Raw genomic sequence first — 16,608 nt, forward strand, 5'->3', positions numbered from 1 at the left:
AAAACCGGGGTGCATGTAATGGTTTTGTAACGATCGCGCTGCCTGTGATCCGGCGTTGCGCCAAACTCGTGTGGGCCTATAATAGAGCCGAGAACCGGGAACCGGGAACCGCAGAACTGCAGAACCGCAGAACTGCAGAACTGCAGAACCGAGAACCGGGGACCGCAGAACCGCAGAACCAAGAACTGCGAAACTGTGGAACTTGCAAATCTGCAAACCTGCAACTTGCGGACCTTCTAACCTGCAACCCGCCAAGCTGCAAAACATGAAACTGGCGTATCGCATACGCCCGAGCCGAGAACTGGGAGCTATGCAAAAATCTCAACCCAACGAAAGCAATGGCCGCGCCGCCGCGCCGTTTTTCGAGCAGCGCGGCGCAGTGGGCGTGCTGATGCTGCACGGCTACAGCGGCACGCCCGCCGAGCTGTGGCCCATGGCGCAGGAACTGGCCGCGGCGGGCTACACCGTGCACGGCCCATTGCTGGCCGGCCACGGCGGCGCGCCAGCCGAGCTGTTTGGCGTGCGCTGGGAAGACTGGCAGCAATCGGCGGAGGAAGGGCTGCGGCGGCTGCGGGCCGTTTGCGGGCAGGTTTTCCTGTGCGGCTTTTCGGCGGGTGGGCTGCTGGCGCTGCGCCTGGCCGCGCGCGAGCCGGTTGCTGGCGTCGTTGCGCTCGCGCCCGCGCTGCGGCTGCGCGGCGGCAACCTCCTACAGCTTACTGGCCTGCTGAAACACGTGATGCCGTGGTACTACCCGCTGGCGCGGGCGAATTTTGCCGACCCGGCCGTGCGCGCTGCCGTGCTGGAGCGCGCCCCCGAGGCGCAGCTCGACGACCCCGAGGTTGTGGCGGCCATTCGGCGCGAGGCGAAAGTGCCGGTTGGTTCGCTCTACGAGCTGGCGCGGCTGCAACGCGCCACCCGCCGCGAGCTGCCGCGCGTGCGCGTGCCTGTGCTGATCATGCAGGGCCGGCGCGACCAGACGGTCGACCCGCGCTCGGCGGAGATGGTGGCCCGCGCCATCAGCTCGCCCGACCAACAATTACTCTGGTTCGAGCAAAGCGGGCACCAGCTGCCCAACGAAGCCGAGCGCGCAGCAGTGTGGGCTGCGGCGCGTGAATGGCTGGGCGAGCGGGCGCAAGGCTAAGGCCCCTCCATCTGCTCCAACACTTGCACAGCGCGGTCGAGTTACGACGACGTGTGCGTGGTCAGTGGTCGGGTGTCAACCAGCAACGGATTTCCTCAAGGTTGTACTAGCCAGCCGCGCAAACGCCGTTTTGATGCTGCAATCGCTTGTATTTGGCTACGGTGCCGCAAGAAACGGCAGCAGACGCCTATGCTAAGATGGGGCGCATCTGTGCGGTTCGCACAGGTTGAGCGGGGTTGCCGATCGCGAGAACATACTATGCAACAATTCTTACCGCGCTGGCTTCACAAGCTTACCATCCCCAACCCGATCGAGCGGCAGCAAGCGTACATATTTCAGATTTTTCTGCTCGTCTGGCTGATCGTTGCGGCATTTGGTATTCCTGGCCTGTATTTTCAAACAAGTGGCGCGCCTGCATCGGCCAACAGCGACGCTTTTCGCTCCACGTTTGCGCTTTTAGGTGCCGCCAGCTGGCTGCTCATCATCACCCCGGCGGCGGCGTTGTGGCAGCTGCGGCGTGGGCATTTCACGGCGGCTGTGAGCATTGCTGCGCTGGGCCTGCTGTTTGCTCATAGTATTGCGGCCTTCCTGCTTGGCATCGGCAATGCCTCGGTGCTGATCGTCTACCAGATCCCGATAGCGATTGCTGGCCTGGTGGGCACGCGGCGCTTGCTGCTCATGACAGCCGGCCTCTGTATTGCGGTGGTTGTAGCCATAGCGATGCTGGAGCTGCAAACGCCCCCGCTGGCCGGCTATTTCAGCTCACTGGCCGCCAATTCCAACCAGCCGCTCGCTAGCTCGCTGGCAAACCAGTTTGTTGGTATGATCCTCGGCTTTTTCATTGTGGTCACCTGCCTGCTCACGGTTTTGCTCGACCGTTTCAGCAGTGTGCTGCGCAAAGCACTCGCCGGCTCGCTCGAGCGCGAGGCCGAATTGCAAGCCATTCGCGCATCGCTGGAGTCGACGGTGCAGGAGCGCACCAGCGCGCTGCAATGCGCCCTGGACGAAGCGCAGGCGCGTTCGGCTGAACAAACGCGCCTGCTGAGCGAGCTCGACGCGCAGCGCTCGACCATTCGCGATCTCAGCGTGCCGGTCATTCCGGTGAGCGCGGGTACGCTGGTGATGCCACTGGTGGGCGAGCTTGATGCAACACGACTGCAGCAGCTTCAGGAACAAAGCCTGCGCGCAATCGAGCGCTCGGCCACGCGCCTGCTGGTGCTCGATATCACCGGCGTGCCGCTGGTCGATACACAGGTGGCGCAGGGTTTTCTGGCCACGGTGCGCTCGGCCGGGCTGCTGGGTGCGCAGGTTGCGCTGGTTGGTATTCGCCCCGAAGTTGCGCAAACCATGGTGAGCCTCGGGATTGATCTGCACGATGTCGCAACATTTAACGATCTGCAGTCGGCATTGGCTTTTACAGGGCGCCTGTAGTTCTTCACCCGTAACGCTGCATAGCCTGTCCAACAATCGTTGGGCAGGCTATGTTTTTGTGCGCAATAACGTGTTGTAATGCTTCGGGAAGCTATATCACCGGATGCTTATGCCCGGCTGAGCTTGGCATCCAGCCGTCGCTCGGCATCCAGCCGCTCCAGCGCATAGTCGGCCATGTCGACAAAGCGCATGCTTTCGGCCAGGGTTGGGTGCACCGCCTGAATATGCGCGGCGATCTGCTGGGCGATCTGGCGGTAGGCCGGGTGCCCCTGCGGCGCGGAACGCAGCTCGGCCAGGTGGTAGGCTGCGCGCAGGTTGATGGTGATGCGCCAGCGCACGCGGAACGCCAGCGGCACGGCATATTGTGCTGCGTCGGGCAGGCCGGCGGCTAGCTGCTCGGCCAGCGCGGCGGCACGTTCCAGCGCGGCGCGGTAGGGCGCGGCCAGGCCATAGTCTTCCAGCTCGGGCGGGGTGACATAGCCGTGGCGGGTGCTGTAGCTCTGGCGCTCCTGCGTCAGGATGCGGTGGCGCTGCAAATCGCGGTAGGCGCCAATATCGGCCAGAATGTCGAAGGTGTAGATCGGCGTTTCGAAGGCGCGGCCGGGCTTGTGGAAGCGGCTGCCGCGCTCGCCGACATAGGCGCGAATGATTGCCAGCCGCTCGTCTGCGGGCAGGGCTGCAGCCAGGGCGCGCACTTCGGCCAGGGGCAGCGTGCCGTGCGGGTAGAGGATGGCGGCCACGACCCTGGCCTCGGCGTCGGGGTCGTATTCGACGAGGGCCACACCCTCAGGCAGTATGGGCGAAGCATCCGAACCGTGATACCGATCACTCTGCAGGTTTGCGGCGGATACTTCGCCCGAACGTGTTTTAGCCGACAGATACGCATCCCCCAGCGCAGCAACACGCTCGCGCATGCCACGCAGGTATTCCTGCTGGGCGCGGCCGCGCTCGGTTTTGGCGCGCTTCACGAACGAAGGAATCAGCGCATCCAGCGCGCGCTGCATGTCGCTGGCCAGGGCATGCAGCTCGCCGTGCGGCGCGGCGTACAGGCGCGTGAGCAGGTACTCGAAGGCGCGGCCGTTGCCAAACAGCCCAACATTCGTCAGCGCGGCCATGGGCAGCAGCCCGCGCAGCAGATCGCAGGCTTTGGCGCGGGTGGCGCTGGCGTAGGCGCGCTCGGAGGTCTGCTCGTCGCGTGGGGTGCGCGCCCGCACCGCTGCGATGGTTGGCTCCAGCAAGGAAGTATAGGTATCGAACAGGCCATCCATTGCGGCAGTGTAGGCGCTGGCGTGGCGCGATTCCATGATCTGCGGCTCGCGCAGGTAGCGGTAGCGCCCATCGACCTTGCGGTTGAACACGACGTAGCGGGTCGATTTTTCCAGCGGGCTGATGCCGATGCGCGCATCTTCCAGCGCCTTGGCCGCAATGTTGCTCACGCCCTCGCAGGCCAGGTGCGCGCCGCCCAGCTCGGCGACCGAGTCGTCGCCATAGCCGATCAGCACGCGCTCATAGAATGCCTCGGCCTGGCGCACCGCCACCAGCTGGCTGGCGTGATCCGCGCCGGCAGAGCCGACAATCGCTGCAAACCCCGACTCGGGCGCCTGAATGAATTCATCCAGCAGAATGCGGCGCAGACTTTTGTCGGTGCGGCTGTAGCGCGAAAACAGCGCGCCTTTCACCACTTCGGGCAGGTTGCGCAGCCCAAAAATTGGCGCGTCGAGGTCGGTAACAAACGGCGCCAGCAGCGCGCGCTCGTCGCCGCGAAACTGATCGCCCCAGGGATCGGACATATGCGTGCCCCTTTGCTGGCTTTGCCGGGTGCGCATTGCTGTGCTGCCCAACAAGGTAATGAAGCGATACCAACGCGCCGTGCAGCCTGCGCGCATTCAGTGCTACACTCTATCGCAAGCAGCACGATACGGCGGCGGCGCTGCGGCGGCCATTCTATCACACTGCTTGCGATAGGTGGTAAAATACAGCCATCGCCGATTCTGGCCTCCATCTGCCGCGAATTCCACCGAAGGCCACTGCTATAAACGTGTGAATGCCAGCCAAAGGGCCAATGCCATGACCCATGGGCAGCACCTTCCCCTGGAAATTGCCGGCGAAATCCATACTTTGCTTGCTGAAGCGCCCTGGTTCCTCGCGTTTACATCGCCAGGGGGCGAGGTTGTTGCGTGTAGTGCCGCGCTGTGTGGGATGCTTCAGCTTGCCAGTGGCGAGTTCGTTGGGCGCAACCTGGCGGAAATACTGGCGGAAAGCGATCGCGAAGCCCTTCGTGAAACATACGCCGAATTAAGCCCCCGCGCGCCACGGGCGCTGCGCGCGAACCTGCTTGTGGCCGGGCAGCTCCCGCTCGCCGCCGATATCGAGCTACAGCGCGTTGAATCGCTACCCGGCGAAACCGTGCTGGTCGCGATCTATCCCGATGCGCCACAGGCCACGCCACTGCTGCCCGCATTCAATGCCCTTGCGCCGCATATTCAGGCCGCCCAATCACCCAACGAGCTGTTCAGCGGCTGCATGCGTGTGCTTGGCCCGCTTGGGCTCAGCATGTGGGTGGCGCTGCTCGACAGCCAGGGCGCGGCATTGCACACGGCCTATGTCAGCGTCAACCCGCGGCTGCTGGGCTTGCTGGCGCGCACCGCGCAGTTCGACCTTGAGCAGTGCGAAATTTCGCTCGAAACGCCAGTGCTGGGGGCGGCGCTGGCGCAGGGCCGTGCGATTGCCGCCGATAGCATGCAGCCCCTGATCGAAGCACTGCTGCCCAGCCACTTTTATGGTGTGGTTGCCGCGCTGCTGCGCTTTACGGGCCGGCCAAGCGTGATCGCCGCGCCCATGCTGCGCGCGGGTGTGCCCGGCGGCGTTCTGGTGCTGTGGGGCCAGGCGCTGCCGCCCGCCGCCATCCCGGCGGTCGAAAGTTTTGCCAACCAGCTGGGCGCGCAGCTCGGCCAGTTCGCGCTGCAGCGCCACCTCGAACGCCAGGACGAACTGCTGCGCGCGCTGGGGCAGATTGCGCAGGCCACCAATACCATGAGCACGCTTGAAGAAGTGCTGCGGGCCGTGTGCGAGCAGGCGCAGCAGCTTTTGCGCGCCACCTACGTCACCATTGCGCAGCCAGTGGCGGGCGAGCAAGTGCTGGAATGTACGATGGCGCTGGGCGATGCTGCCCGCTGGCTGGGCGCGCGCGCACCATATAGCGCCAGCGTGGCCGGGCAGGTCATGCATACGGGCGCAGGCGTTCTGGTGCCAATTGTCGAACAGGAGCCGGCTGCCCACGAAGGCGTGCGCGCCAGCGCCGTGGTGCAATCGTCGCTGGCGCAGCCGCTGCGCAACCAGGAAACGATCACTGGTGTGCTGACCGTGGGCCACCGGGATGCGTATTTCTTCGGCCCCGACGACCTCGAATACCTGGGGCGTTTCGCCAGCTACGCTGCGGTTGCAATTGTGAATGCTGGCTTGCTGGCCACCACCCAGGCGGCTGAAGAAGCGCAGCGCCGCCACCAGCGCGAGCTGACCGAGCAGCTGGCATGGAGCCGCACACTCAACGCCACCAGCGACCTCGACGCCACCGTGCAGGCGACCTTTCACCTGCTCGAGGCGCAAAACCTGGCGGGCATGGGCAGCGTGTTCATCACCGACGCGGATTTTAATCATGTTCGCTATGAGGCGTATCATGGCATTCCGTCTGAGCTGCACGAGCAGACGCGCGAAACGCTGCGCCACCCGGCCTTGATCCAGGCCTTGCGCGCGGGCCGTATGCACGCCTATGGCAGCGACACTGGCCGCCAAATCACCTGGCAGAACCCGGCGCTCACGCCATTTCTGCCCCAGCAAGCGATTGCCCTGCCGCTGTATACCGCCGAGCAAGCCCAGGGCGTGCTGATTGCTGGCCGGCAGGGCGGGCACGACTACACCGCCGACGAGCGGCGCGTGCTGCAAACCATTGCGAACCAGCTGGCGCAGGCGATCGCCCGCATTCAGTCGCACACCATCATCAAAACTGCCGCCGACCAGTATGCAAACCTGTATCGCGGGGCCGAAACGGTGCGCACCTACCTCGACACCCTGATTCAGCACAGCCCGATGCTGCTGCTCAGCGTGCGCCCCGATATGACGGTTCATATTATCAACCCCGAGCGCCTGGCCGAAACCCCGCACCGGCGGCGCATTCGCGAAGGGCAGCACCTGAACGAGGTTGTGCCAGGCCAGCTCCACGGCGAACTGTTTGATCGCTACCGCCGGGTGCGCAGTGGCCAATCACAATACTTCGAGCTTGATCTGTCGGACGACGGCGCTGCGCTTCAGGTGCGTTTAGCCGCCACACTCATTCCTGCCTATGACGAAGTGCTGGTGATTGTGCAGGATGTGACGGAGGCCCGCCATGCCGATGTGGAGCTGCGCCGGAATGAGAAGCTGGCTGGCATGGGGCGCATGCTGGCCGGCGCAGCGCACGAGCTGAACAACCCGCTGGCTGCCATCCTTGGGCTGGCGCAGCTGCAGTTGCTCGACGGTGCCCACCCCGCCGAGCTGCGCGACGACCTGGGCAAAATCGAGCATGCCGCGTTGCGCGCCCGCGCAATTGTGCAGCAGCTGCTGAGCCTGGCGCGCGCCCAGCGCCCCGGCGCGCACCCGGTTGCGCTGGCTCCCCTGATCGAAGCGATTTTGCAGCGCCTGGCCCTGCCGCTTGCCGCCGCCGACGTGCATGCGCAGCAGGCGTACGACGAAACCCTCTCCCCGGCTGCTGGCGACCCCGACCAGCTGCAGCAGGCGCTGTTCAATATCATTCACAATGCGATTCAGGCGCTGGCCGACAAGCCGCCCGGCGAGCGGCGTGAGCTGACAATTCGCGCCCAGCTGGTGCGCCAGCATATTCTGATTGCAATCGCCGATAATGGCGCAGGTATTTTGCCCGAACACCAGCCGCATATTTTCGAACCCTTTTTCACCACACGCATCGTGGGCCAGGGCACCGGGCTGGGTCTGGCGCTCAGCCACGCGATTATTCTGCAGCACAGTGGCACAATCTGGGTGCAAAGCCAGCCCGGCCAGGGCGCAACCTTCTTCGTGCAGCTGCCAGTTGCCTCGCACAGCCCTGCCCATTCGGGCGTATAATCTTCTCATTCTGCTTGCCCACACGGCGCCTTCCAAAGGAGAACAGGAGCTTCCCATGCTGATCACCCTTCACGACACGCCCGCGATTCAGCTGCACCCCAGCGACGATGTTGCCATTGCGCTGACGCCGCTGGGCAGCAATCGCCAGATCGCAATAGCTGGCCGCAGCGTGCAGCTGCGCAGCGATATTGGCGCGGGCCACAAGCTCGCGCTGCGGCCAATCGAAACCGGCCAGCCGGTGCGCCGCTACGGCCAGGTGATCGGCTTTGCCACGCGCCCGATTGCGGCAGGCGAGCATATACACACGCAAAACATGGCCGTGGGTGGCATGCAGCTCGACTACCAGATGGGCGTGGATGCGCGCCCGGTAGCAATGGTGCCGCCCGACGAGCGGCGCACCTTTATGGGCTACCGCCGCCCGGATGGGCGCGTCGGCACGCGCAACACGCTGGTGATCATCACCACGGTGAACTGCTCGGCGCATGTGGTGCGGCAGATTGGCGCGCGCGCCCGCGCTGAGCTGCTGCCGAAATTCCCGAACGTCACCGACGTTGTGGCGATTGCCCACAAAAGTGGCTGCGCCAGCCGCAGCAGCGGCTACGAGATCGAAATGCTGCGGCGCACGCTGGCCGGCTTTGCGCGCAGCCCGAATGTTGCAGACTACCTGTTCGTTGGGCTGGGCTGCGAAACCAACCAGTTCGAAGATTTATTCCTTAGCCAGCGCGCGCGCCTGGGCGACGTGCAGCTGCCGCCATACATTGGCATTCAGGATACGGGTGGCGTAGCGGCAACAATTGACGAAGGGCTGCGCGAAATCGCGGCGCGGCTGCCACGCGCCAACGAGTGCCGCCGTGAAGAAGTTCCGCTTTCCGAGCTGAATCTGGCCCTGCAGTGCGGCGGCAGCGACAGCTTCAGCGGCGTGACGGCCAACCCCGCGCTGGGCTATGCCGTCGACCTGCTGGTGGCGCAGGGCGGCACGGCAGTGCTGAGCGAAACGCCCGAGATCTACGGCGCCGAGCACATGCTGACACGCCGCGCCACCAGCCGCGCCGTGGGCGAAAAACTGCTGGAGCGCGTGCACTGGTGGGAAGAATACACTGCGCGCGAAGGCTTTGAGATCGACAACAACCCCTCGCACGGCAACAAAGCCGGCGGCCTGACCACAATCTACGAGAAATCGCTGGGCGCGGTGGCGAAGGGCGGCAGCACGCCACTGCAAGCCGTCTACGAGTACGCCGAGCCAGTGACCGAGCGCGGGCTGGTGTTTATGGACACGCCCGGCTACGACCCGGTTTCGGCGACGGGGCAGGTGGCGGGCGGTTGCAACCTGATCGCGTTCACGACCGGGCGCGGTAGCTGCTTTGGCTTCAAGCCGGTGCCGAGCATCAAAATCGCCACCAACAGCGTGACGTATGAGCGCATGCGCGGCGATATGGACATCAATGCCGGCACGATTCTCACCGGCGCGAGCGTCGAGTCGGTTGGGCGCGAAATCTTCGAGAAGCTGATTGCTGTCGCGTCGGGCGAGGCCAGCCTGAGCGAGGCGCAGGGCATTGGCGAAGAAGAATTCAATCCCTGGATGATTGGCGCGACGATGTAGGGAGAGTATGCAGGTGCGAGGGCTGCGCGCCCTCGTGCTCTGCGGTTAGGGGGCGAGGGCCATGCGGCAGGCGGCCTTTGCGAGAACTGCGCGCCCTCGCGCTCTGCGGTTAGGGGGCCGCAGGGGCAGTGCTTGCGGCCCGAGCTAAAAACGAGTGCCATGTCAAAGGGAGAAAAAGATGCCTGAGGTATCATTCGACGAGCTGGCCGCGCCAATGATGGAACGTGTGCGCACAATGGTCTGGTGCAATATGGCGACGGTCGATGCGCGCAGTCGGCCACGCTCGCGGGTGATTCACCCGGTGTGGGATGGGCCGGCGTGCTGGATCGGCACGCGCCCTGGGTCGTTCAAGGCGCGCCACCTTGCCAGCAATCCCTACGTATCGCTCGCATATGTCGCCGACGCAGTGAACCCGGTGTACGTTGATGCGCGCGCCGAGTGGGTGGACGACATGGACGTGCGCCAGCAGGTGTGGGATTTGTTTTTGCGTGTCGAGCCACCGCTGGGCTACGACCCCGCGCCGATCTTTCGCGATCTGGCGGGCTTTGGGCTGCTGAAAATTATTCCGTGGCGCATCGAGCTGGCGTCGGCGCTGCCGCCGTTCGAGAAAATCGTATGGCGCGCCGCGTGAGGCGGGCAGAAGAAGGCGGAGAGAAACGCATGCGCTACCTCGGCATCGACCTGGGGACGACCTTTATCAAAGGCGCAGTGCTCGATCTGGCGAGCGGCACGCTTGGCGCGATTCAGCGCCGGCCATTCCCCGAGCCAGTGCCGGGCCTGCCCGCCGGGCATTTCGAAGTCGCGCCGCGCGCAGTGGTTGCAGCAGTGCGCGACCTGATCGCCGAGCTGCTGCGCGCCGCGCCCGATTGCAGCGGCCTGATGCTCAGCAGCCAGATGCACGCGCTGGTGCTGTGCGATGCGAGCGGCGAGCCAGCAACAAACGTCATCACCTGGCGCGACAGCCGCGCGCTTGGGCAACACCCGGCTGGCGGCACGTTTTTCGAACGGCTGGCGGCGCAGCTTTCGGAAGCCGACCGCCAGTCGCTGGGCAATGAGCTACGGCCCGGGCTGCCGCTCTGCGCGCTGTTCTGGATGCGCGAGACGGGCGCGCTGTCTGCAGGCACGGTTGCGCTTGGGCTGGTCGATTACGTGCTGTGGCAGCTGTGTGGGCGCGAGCCCACCACCGAGCCAACCATCGCGGCCGCGCAGGGCACATTCAATATTACCGCTGGCGACTGGCACCATTCATTGCTGGATCACCTCGGGCTTGGTGGCGTGCGCTGGCCGCGCATCGGCGCGTTCGACCAGCCTGTTGGCGAGATGCGGCTTGGCGGGCACACGCTTGCCTGCTTCCCCGGCATTGGCGACCAGCAATCGGCGCTGGCTGGCGCGGCGCTGCAGCCGGGCGAACTTTCGCTGAATATTTCCACTGGCTCGCAGGCCAGCCTGCTGCGGAATGAGATCGTGCCGGGCAATTATGGAATACGACCATACTTTGGTGGGCAATGGCTGCATACCATCACCAATGTGCCGGCTGGGCGCGCGCTGGCGCTGCTGGTCGATCTGCTCACCGAACTACCACGCGCGCAAGGCCTGCCGCTGGGCGAGCCATGGGGATATATTGCTCAGGCCGTGGCCGCAACGCCCACAACTGATTTAACAGCCGATCTTTCGTTTTTTGGGGGAGCCAGTGGCGGCGCGCTTGGTAATATTCACGAAGGCAACCTGAATGCTGGACACCTCTTCCGCGCCGCGTTCGAGTATATGGCCGGGCAGTACAACGCCTGCGCGCAGCGGCTGGCACCCGCTGCCGATTGGGAGCGGGTGGTTTTTTCGGGCGGTCTGGCGCAGGCGATGCCGCCGCTGCGCGCCGCAATTATGCAGCAACTGGGCGGAACATACCGCCTGTGCGATACCAATGAAGATGCGCTTGCCGGGCTGCTGGCGCTGGCTCGCCTGGCTGATACTCATACGAAATAACTTCAATTTTGACCCGCGCCATTGCTCTATTTCCAGTTGTAAGAAACAGACAGAGGGCGACACAATCGCCCTCTGTCTGTTTGTTGGTGAATTGGTTGCTTTGCTGTGCTACCGCGTGATTACTGGGATGAACAGCCGAATGGCGTTTGCAACCAGCGGGTTCGTTCCAGCCTTGTATTCTTGCAGGTTGCTCTGGTTGTCCTTGTCGGGGTCGCCCGATGCGCCATCGCGCCCAACCGTGCTCTTCGGGTTGAAACCGTATTGAACTTCCCAGCCGTCTGGCAGGCCGTCGCCGTCAGTATCCTTGTTCTTCGGGTTCGTGCCAAGATCGACTTCTCGTTTGTCACTGAGCCCATCGCCGTCAGTGTCCTTGTTCTTCGGGTTCGTGCCGATCTGATATTCCTTCAGGTTGTTCAGGCCGTCGCCATCGGGGTCGGCGCTCGCGCCATTCGCGCCGGCGTTGCTCTTGGGGTCAAGGCCATTATCGACTTCCCATTTGTCGGGCAGGCCATCGCCGTCGGTGTCCGCGCTCTTCGGGTTCGTGCCAAGCTGGTATTCGCGCAGGTTGCTCAGGCCATCGCCGTCGGGGTCGCCGCTCGCGCCATTTGCGCCAACGCTGCTCTTCGGGTCGAGGCCATACTGCACTTCCCAGCCGTCGGGTAAGCCATCGCCGTCAGTATCGGCGTTGTTTGGGTTGGTGCCGGCAGCAATTTCTTCAGCATTGCTCAATCCATCGCCATCGGCGTCGCCACTTGCACTGTTATCGCCATTGCCATTAGTCGGGTCGAGATTGTTATCAACTTCTTCCTTGTCGGTCAGGCCGTCGCCATCAGTGTCCGGGTTGTGCGGATCAGTACCGGCGGCATATTCACCCGCATTGTTCAGCCCGTCGCCGTCGGGGTCGCCATTCGCGCCATTGTTGCCAGTGTTGCTCTTCGGGTCGAGGCCGTTGTCGATCTCCCACTTGTCAGGCAGACCATCGCCGTCGGTGTCGTTGCTGTGCGGGTTGGTGCCGGCAGCCTGCTCCTGCAAATTCGTCAGGCCATCGCTGTCGGGGTCGCCACTCGCGCCATTGTTGCCGGTGTTGCTCTTCGGGTCGAGGCCGTTGTCGACTTCCCATTTGTCGAGCAGACCATCACCGTCGGTGTCGTTGCTGTGCGGGTTGGTGCCGGCAGCCTGCTCCTGCAGGTTCGTCAGGCCATCGCTGTCGGGGTCGCCACTCGCGCCATTATTGCCGGTGTTGCTCTTTGGGTCGAGGCTGTTGTCGATTTCCCACTTGTCGAGCAGACCATCGCCGTCGGTGTCGTTGCTCTTTGGGTTTGTGCCAGCCGCATATTCCTGGGCGTTGGTCAGGCCATCGCTGTCGGGGTCGCCACTCGCGCCGTTCGCGCCAACGTTGCTGTTCGGGTCGAGGCCGTAGGTGGTTTCCCAGCTATTGGGCAGTCCGTCGCCGTCGGTGTCGGCGGGCACAGTCTCAGCTGCATCGATAAAGGATGCCGACAGTAAACTCGTGAAGCGAACGAAACGATAGGTGGCTGGCGCACCAGAGTGCGTGACGGTCGCATTATGTGTGCCAACCGCCAGATCAACAAGGTTGGCTGTGCCGCTGCCAACCACCGTATGGCTTGAGTCCAAAAACTCGACATTCGTCGTCACACCTACCGTTAGCCCAGAGTAGTACACAATCAGGTTGCCGTCACCTTCTTCGCCTGCGCCCATGTCAAGCGTCAGGTTCTGCCCGGCTATCCCAACTACGGTGGCCACATTACCATCAGGCGCGCCAACTGCGTTCGCCGGGTTAAGAATTAAGCCGCTTGCCGAGTCGACAGCATCGGCGTAGGGGTCGGCGGGCGGACCGGCCAGGGCAAAGCTCGCTGGCGCGAGGAGAAGCAGTGCGATGGTGAAGAACGAAAGAAGCTTCCTTTGGGTAGAGCGTTGTGCCATGATAAAGAACTCCTTTGTGACGATGACGTGGTTACGTGTGCCTGCATGCGCGGAGGCAAATTGCCCGCAGGGTGAAAGCTGGCTATTTGGGGATAAAATCCTTTCTAGCTAGGGATAACCAGCAACAGCGAAATATTAGAAACACTATATTTTCTATTGACAAAAATTTATATGGCCTAATAGAGGGTATTACGAAGAACCAGTCAGGTGATCGGCAACTGGTACTTTTGTCCTGTCGCGTTGCGCCGTACTACTGAGATGAAGTACGTAGATTTTCTCCGTCACAGCCCAGGGCATGTACGTATCTGATGTTCCAAACCGCTTTGCAGAAGCGTCCGCAGCGCCCTGGCCTGCTTCCGCGCCTTGTATTGGTGCTCGTGGGATTGGCTTGTATTCCACATCTCAGTGTGCACCCAGAAACGATGTGGCTGCGTATTTTCGAGAAATTGATAGCGTGTTTTGCCACTTGCCAAACGCGGGAATGCAGTACTATCATGCGTTTATTCAACAAAGCGCTTTGCCCGCGCAAACCTGATTTCATGTGTGCCCATAGCTGGCCCGCCATTCATCTCGCTCTCAGATGAGCGTCATTCCGCACCCGTATGCCGGCGCGTATGATGCAAAAAGACGGCAGCTACCCCGCCGGGCCTTCCTGCACCCGGCACGCCGAAACTCCATCGCTGGTCAGCTCGTCTTGAACAGTGGATTCGCTGGAGGCTTGTATGGCGGCGCCACCCTTCCCACAACCTGCTTCGCGGTTGCGGCGCGCGCGGCAGCTGGTCGTTCGCGCAGCGGGGCTGTCGCTGGTGCTGCTTGCGATTGCTGGCGCAGCCGTCTGGTTTTCCACCGAGCTGCCCACGCCTGAGCACCTGCGCGCCCGCGCTGCGCTGGGCAGCACGCGTATTCTCGACCGGCGTGGCCAGCTGCTCTACGAGCTGCCCGACCCGCTTAGTGGCCGGCAGCGCCCCGTGCTGCTGGAGGCGATTCCGCTCGCGCTGCGCCAGGCAACGGTTGCGGTGGAAGATGCCAGTTTCTACAGCAACTCCGGTGTCGACCTGCGCGGCATTGGGCGCGCCGCCTGGGAGAACCTGCGCAGCAGGGCAATTGTGTCGGGTGGCTCGACGATCACGCAGCAGCTTGCGCGCGGCTTCCTGCTCGACCCGGCAACGGCGCGTGAGCGCACATTTTCGCGCAAGCTGCGCGAGGCCACGCTGGCGCTTAAGCTCACCGCCGCCTATTCCAAAGACGACATTCTTGCGCTGTACCTGAACCAGAGCTACTACGGCGGTCAGTCGTATGGTGTAGAAGCGGCGGCGCAGCACTTTTTTGGCAAGCCCGCGCGTGACCTCGACCTGGCGGAATCTGCGCTGCTGGCTGGTTTGCCGCAGGCACCTTCACGCTACGACCCGTTTGCCGCCCGCGAGGCCGCGCTGGCACGCCAGGCCGATGTGCTCGACGCGATGGCGCGCGCGGGCTACATTTCGCCCTCACAGGCGGCCGCCGCCAAGGCCGAACCGCTGCAATTTGGCGGCGGCGACCAGGCCCCGCGCGCGCCGCACTTCGTCAACTATGTGCTCGACCAGCTTGTTGCTCAGCTTGGCGCAGATACCGTGGCGCGTGGCGGCCTGACCATCACTACCACGCTCGACGCCGACCTGAACGATGCCGCGCAAAGCAGCCTGCGCCGCCAGATTGGCCTGCTGGGCACGCCGCGCAACGGTGGCCCCGACCATCGCGTGCGCAACGGCGCGGTGCTGGTGCTCGACCCGCACGACGGCGCGATTCTGGCGATGGTGGGCAGCCCGAACTTCAGCGACACGCGCACGCAGGGGCAGGTGAACGCGACGCTGGCGCAGCGCCAGCCCGGCTCCGCGATCAAGCCGCTGACCTATGCCGCCGCCTTTGAGCGCGGCTGGACGCCAGCCTCGCAAATTCTCGACGTGCCCAGCACCTTCCAGACGCGCGAAGGCCAGCAGTACACGCCGCAGAACTACGACCGCACCTTTCATGGCCCGCTGCTGCTGCGCGAGGCGCTTGCCACCTCCTCGAATATCGCGGCGGTGCGCCTGCTCGACGCGATTGGCGTGCCCGCGCTGCTGGACATGGCTGGCCGGCTGGGCATCGGCTCGCTGGGCGAACCGGCCAACGCGGGCCGCTACGGGCTTGCGCTCACCCTGGGCGGCGTCGAGGTGACGCCGCTGGAGTTAACAGCCGCCTACGCCGCGTTTGCGAATAACGGGCGGCGCGTCGTGCCGTTTGCAGTTGTCGCTGTTACCGACGCGGCAGGCCAATCCTTGCTCGGCGAACGCGCCGCCGCGAAAGACACGAGCACATTGTCGGCTGAACCCTCTCAGGCTGTGTCGCCGCAGATCGCCTACCTGATCAGCGATATTCTGTCCGACCGCTATGCGCGCATGCGGGCATTTGGCGCGCAGAGCGTGCTGGATATCGACCGGCCGGCGGCGGCGAAAACCGGCACGACCAGCGACTGGCGCGACAACTGGACGCTGGGCTACACGCCCGACCGCGCTGTGGGCGTGTGGGTTGGCAACGCCGACGGCCAGCCAATGGAGGCGATCAGCGGCATCAGCGGGGCCGGGCCGGTGTGGCACGACGTGATGCTGGCCGCGCACAAGGGTCTGCCGCCGCGCCAGTTCGAGCGCCCCGATGGCATTGTCGAGCGGGCGATCTGCGCCGAGGGCGGGCTGCTGCCGGGGCCGAACTGCCCGGCCACGCGTGGCGAGCGCTTTCTGGCGAGCAACCAGCCCACCCAGACCGACGCCAGCCACATTGCGCTTGCGCTCGACCGCGAGCTGGGCTGCCGCGCGCCAGCTGGCTACCCCGCCGCCCGCGTCGTGATGCGCGTCTTCCGCGTGCTGCCGCCCGAGGCCGAGTCGTGGACGATTGCCGCCGGCCTGCCGCAGCCGCCGCGCGCGCAATGCCCCGCGCTTGCCGACACGCCCGCAGCCGATGGAGCGCCCGCTGCGGCAGCGCAAAACCCGCCGCCCGCCACAATACCAGCAGGCCCCGCGCTGCTCCTTCCCGCGCCCGGCGCGACCTTTGTGCTCAGCCCGGGCATCCCGGCCGAGCGCCAGCGCATCGAGCTGAAGGCGCGTGCTGGCCGCGACGACGCGACGACCGTGACGATTCTGGTGGATGGCCAGCCGCTGGCCGCGCTGAGCGGCCCGCCCTACCGCGTCTTCTGGCAGCTTGCGCCGGGCCGCCACCGCGCCGAGGTGCGCGTGACAGATGCAAAAGGCCGCCAAGCGCGCAGCGCGCCGGTTGATTTTGTGGTGGAAGCGGCGGGTCGGTAAGTGCAGAATTGATCTGGCGATCAAAATTGCCTCTGCCTTTGTCGCTTTGTGCTTTCGAACAGCCTGAAATATTTGAACCACCA

Annotated in this window: 9 protein-coding genes; 7 read left to right on the plus strand and 2 right to left on the minus strand. The window is 64.2% G+C overall.

Annotation, left to right across the window (positions count from 1 at the left end; genetic code table 11):
- Positions 1 to 310 precede the first annotated feature (310 nt).
- Both M1P90_RS33590 and M1P90_RS33595 read left to right on the plus strand, forming a co-directional pair.
- Positions 311 to 1,141 (plus strand): alpha/beta hydrolase, encoded by an 831-nt coding sequence (locus M1P90_RS33590; protein WP_483700227.1) that lies wholly within the window; start codon positions 311 to 313, stop codon positions 1,139 to 1,141.
- 258 nt (positions 1,142 to 1,399) lie between these two features.
- On the plus strand, positions 1,400 to 2,572 hold the full coding sequence (locus M1P90_RS33595; RefSeq protein ID WP_483700229.1) for an STAS domain-containing protein: 1,173 nt from the start codon (positions 1,400 to 1,402) through the stop codon (positions 2,570 to 2,572).
- 107 nt (positions 2,573 to 2,679) lie between these two features.
- Here the strand turns inward: M1P90_RS33595 and M1P90_RS33600 are convergent, their stop codons facing one another.
- A complete protein-coding gene (locus M1P90_RS33600) occupies positions 2,680 to 4,362 on the minus strand; it encodes an FAD-dependent thymidylate synthase (protein WP_483700231.1) in 1,683 nt (560 codons plus the stop codon).
- 277 nt (positions 4,363 to 4,639) lie between these two features.
- Between M1P90_RS33600 and M1P90_RS33605 the strand changes: the two genes are divergently transcribed.
- From M1P90_RS33605 to M1P90_RS33620, 4 genes are all read left to right on the plus strand, one after another.
- The gene (locus tag M1P90_RS33605; protein WP_483700232.1) at positions 4,640 to 7,687 is read left to right on the plus strand and encodes an ATP-binding protein; all 3,048 of its coding nucleotides are present in this window, start codon (positions 4,640 to 4,642) and stop codon (positions 7,685 to 7,687) included.
- Positions 7,688 to 7,742: 55 nt separating this feature from the next.
- Positions 7,743 to 9,287, plus strand: a complete 1,545-nt coding sequence (locus tag M1P90_RS33610; RefSeq protein ID WP_483700234.1) for a UxaA family hydrolase — start codon at positions 7,743 to 7,745, stop codon at positions 9,285 to 9,287.
- 178 nt (positions 9,288 to 9,465) lie between these two features.
- Positions 9,466 to 9,918 (plus strand): pyridoxamine 5'-phosphate oxidase family protein, encoded by a 453-nt coding sequence (locus M1P90_RS33615; protein ID WP_483700235.1) that lies wholly within the window; start codon positions 9,466 to 9,468, stop codon positions 9,916 to 9,918.
- Between the two features lie 29 nt (positions 9,919 to 9,947).
- Complete coding sequence (locus M1P90_RS33620) at positions 9,948 to 11,267, plus strand: sedoheptulokinase (RefSeq protein WP_483700236.1); 1,320 nt, start codon at positions 9,948 to 9,950, stop codon at positions 11,265 to 11,267.
- A gap of 108 nt (positions 11,268 to 11,375) precedes the next feature.
- On the opposite strand, the gene M1P90_RS33625 is transcribed toward M1P90_RS33620, so the two are convergent.
- The gene (locus M1P90_RS33625; protein ID WP_483700238.1) at positions 11,376 to 13,211 is read right to left on the minus strand and encodes a binary toxin-like calcium binding domain-containing protein; all 1,836 of its coding nucleotides are present in this window, start codon (positions 13,209 to 13,211) and stop codon (positions 11,376 to 11,378) included.
- Between the two features lie 722 nt (positions 13,212 to 13,933).
- Between M1P90_RS33625 and M1P90_RS33630 the strand changes: the two genes are divergently transcribed.
- The gene (locus tag M1P90_RS33630) at positions 13,934 to 16,525 is read left to right on the plus strand and encodes a PBP1A family penicillin-binding protein (protein ID WP_483700240.1); all 2,592 of its coding nucleotides are present in this window, start codon (positions 13,934 to 13,936) and stop codon (positions 16,523 to 16,525) included.
- Positions 16,526 to 16,608 lie beyond the last annotated feature (83 nt).

It is taken from the genome of Kouleothrix sp. 19917 (assembly GCF_057073505.1).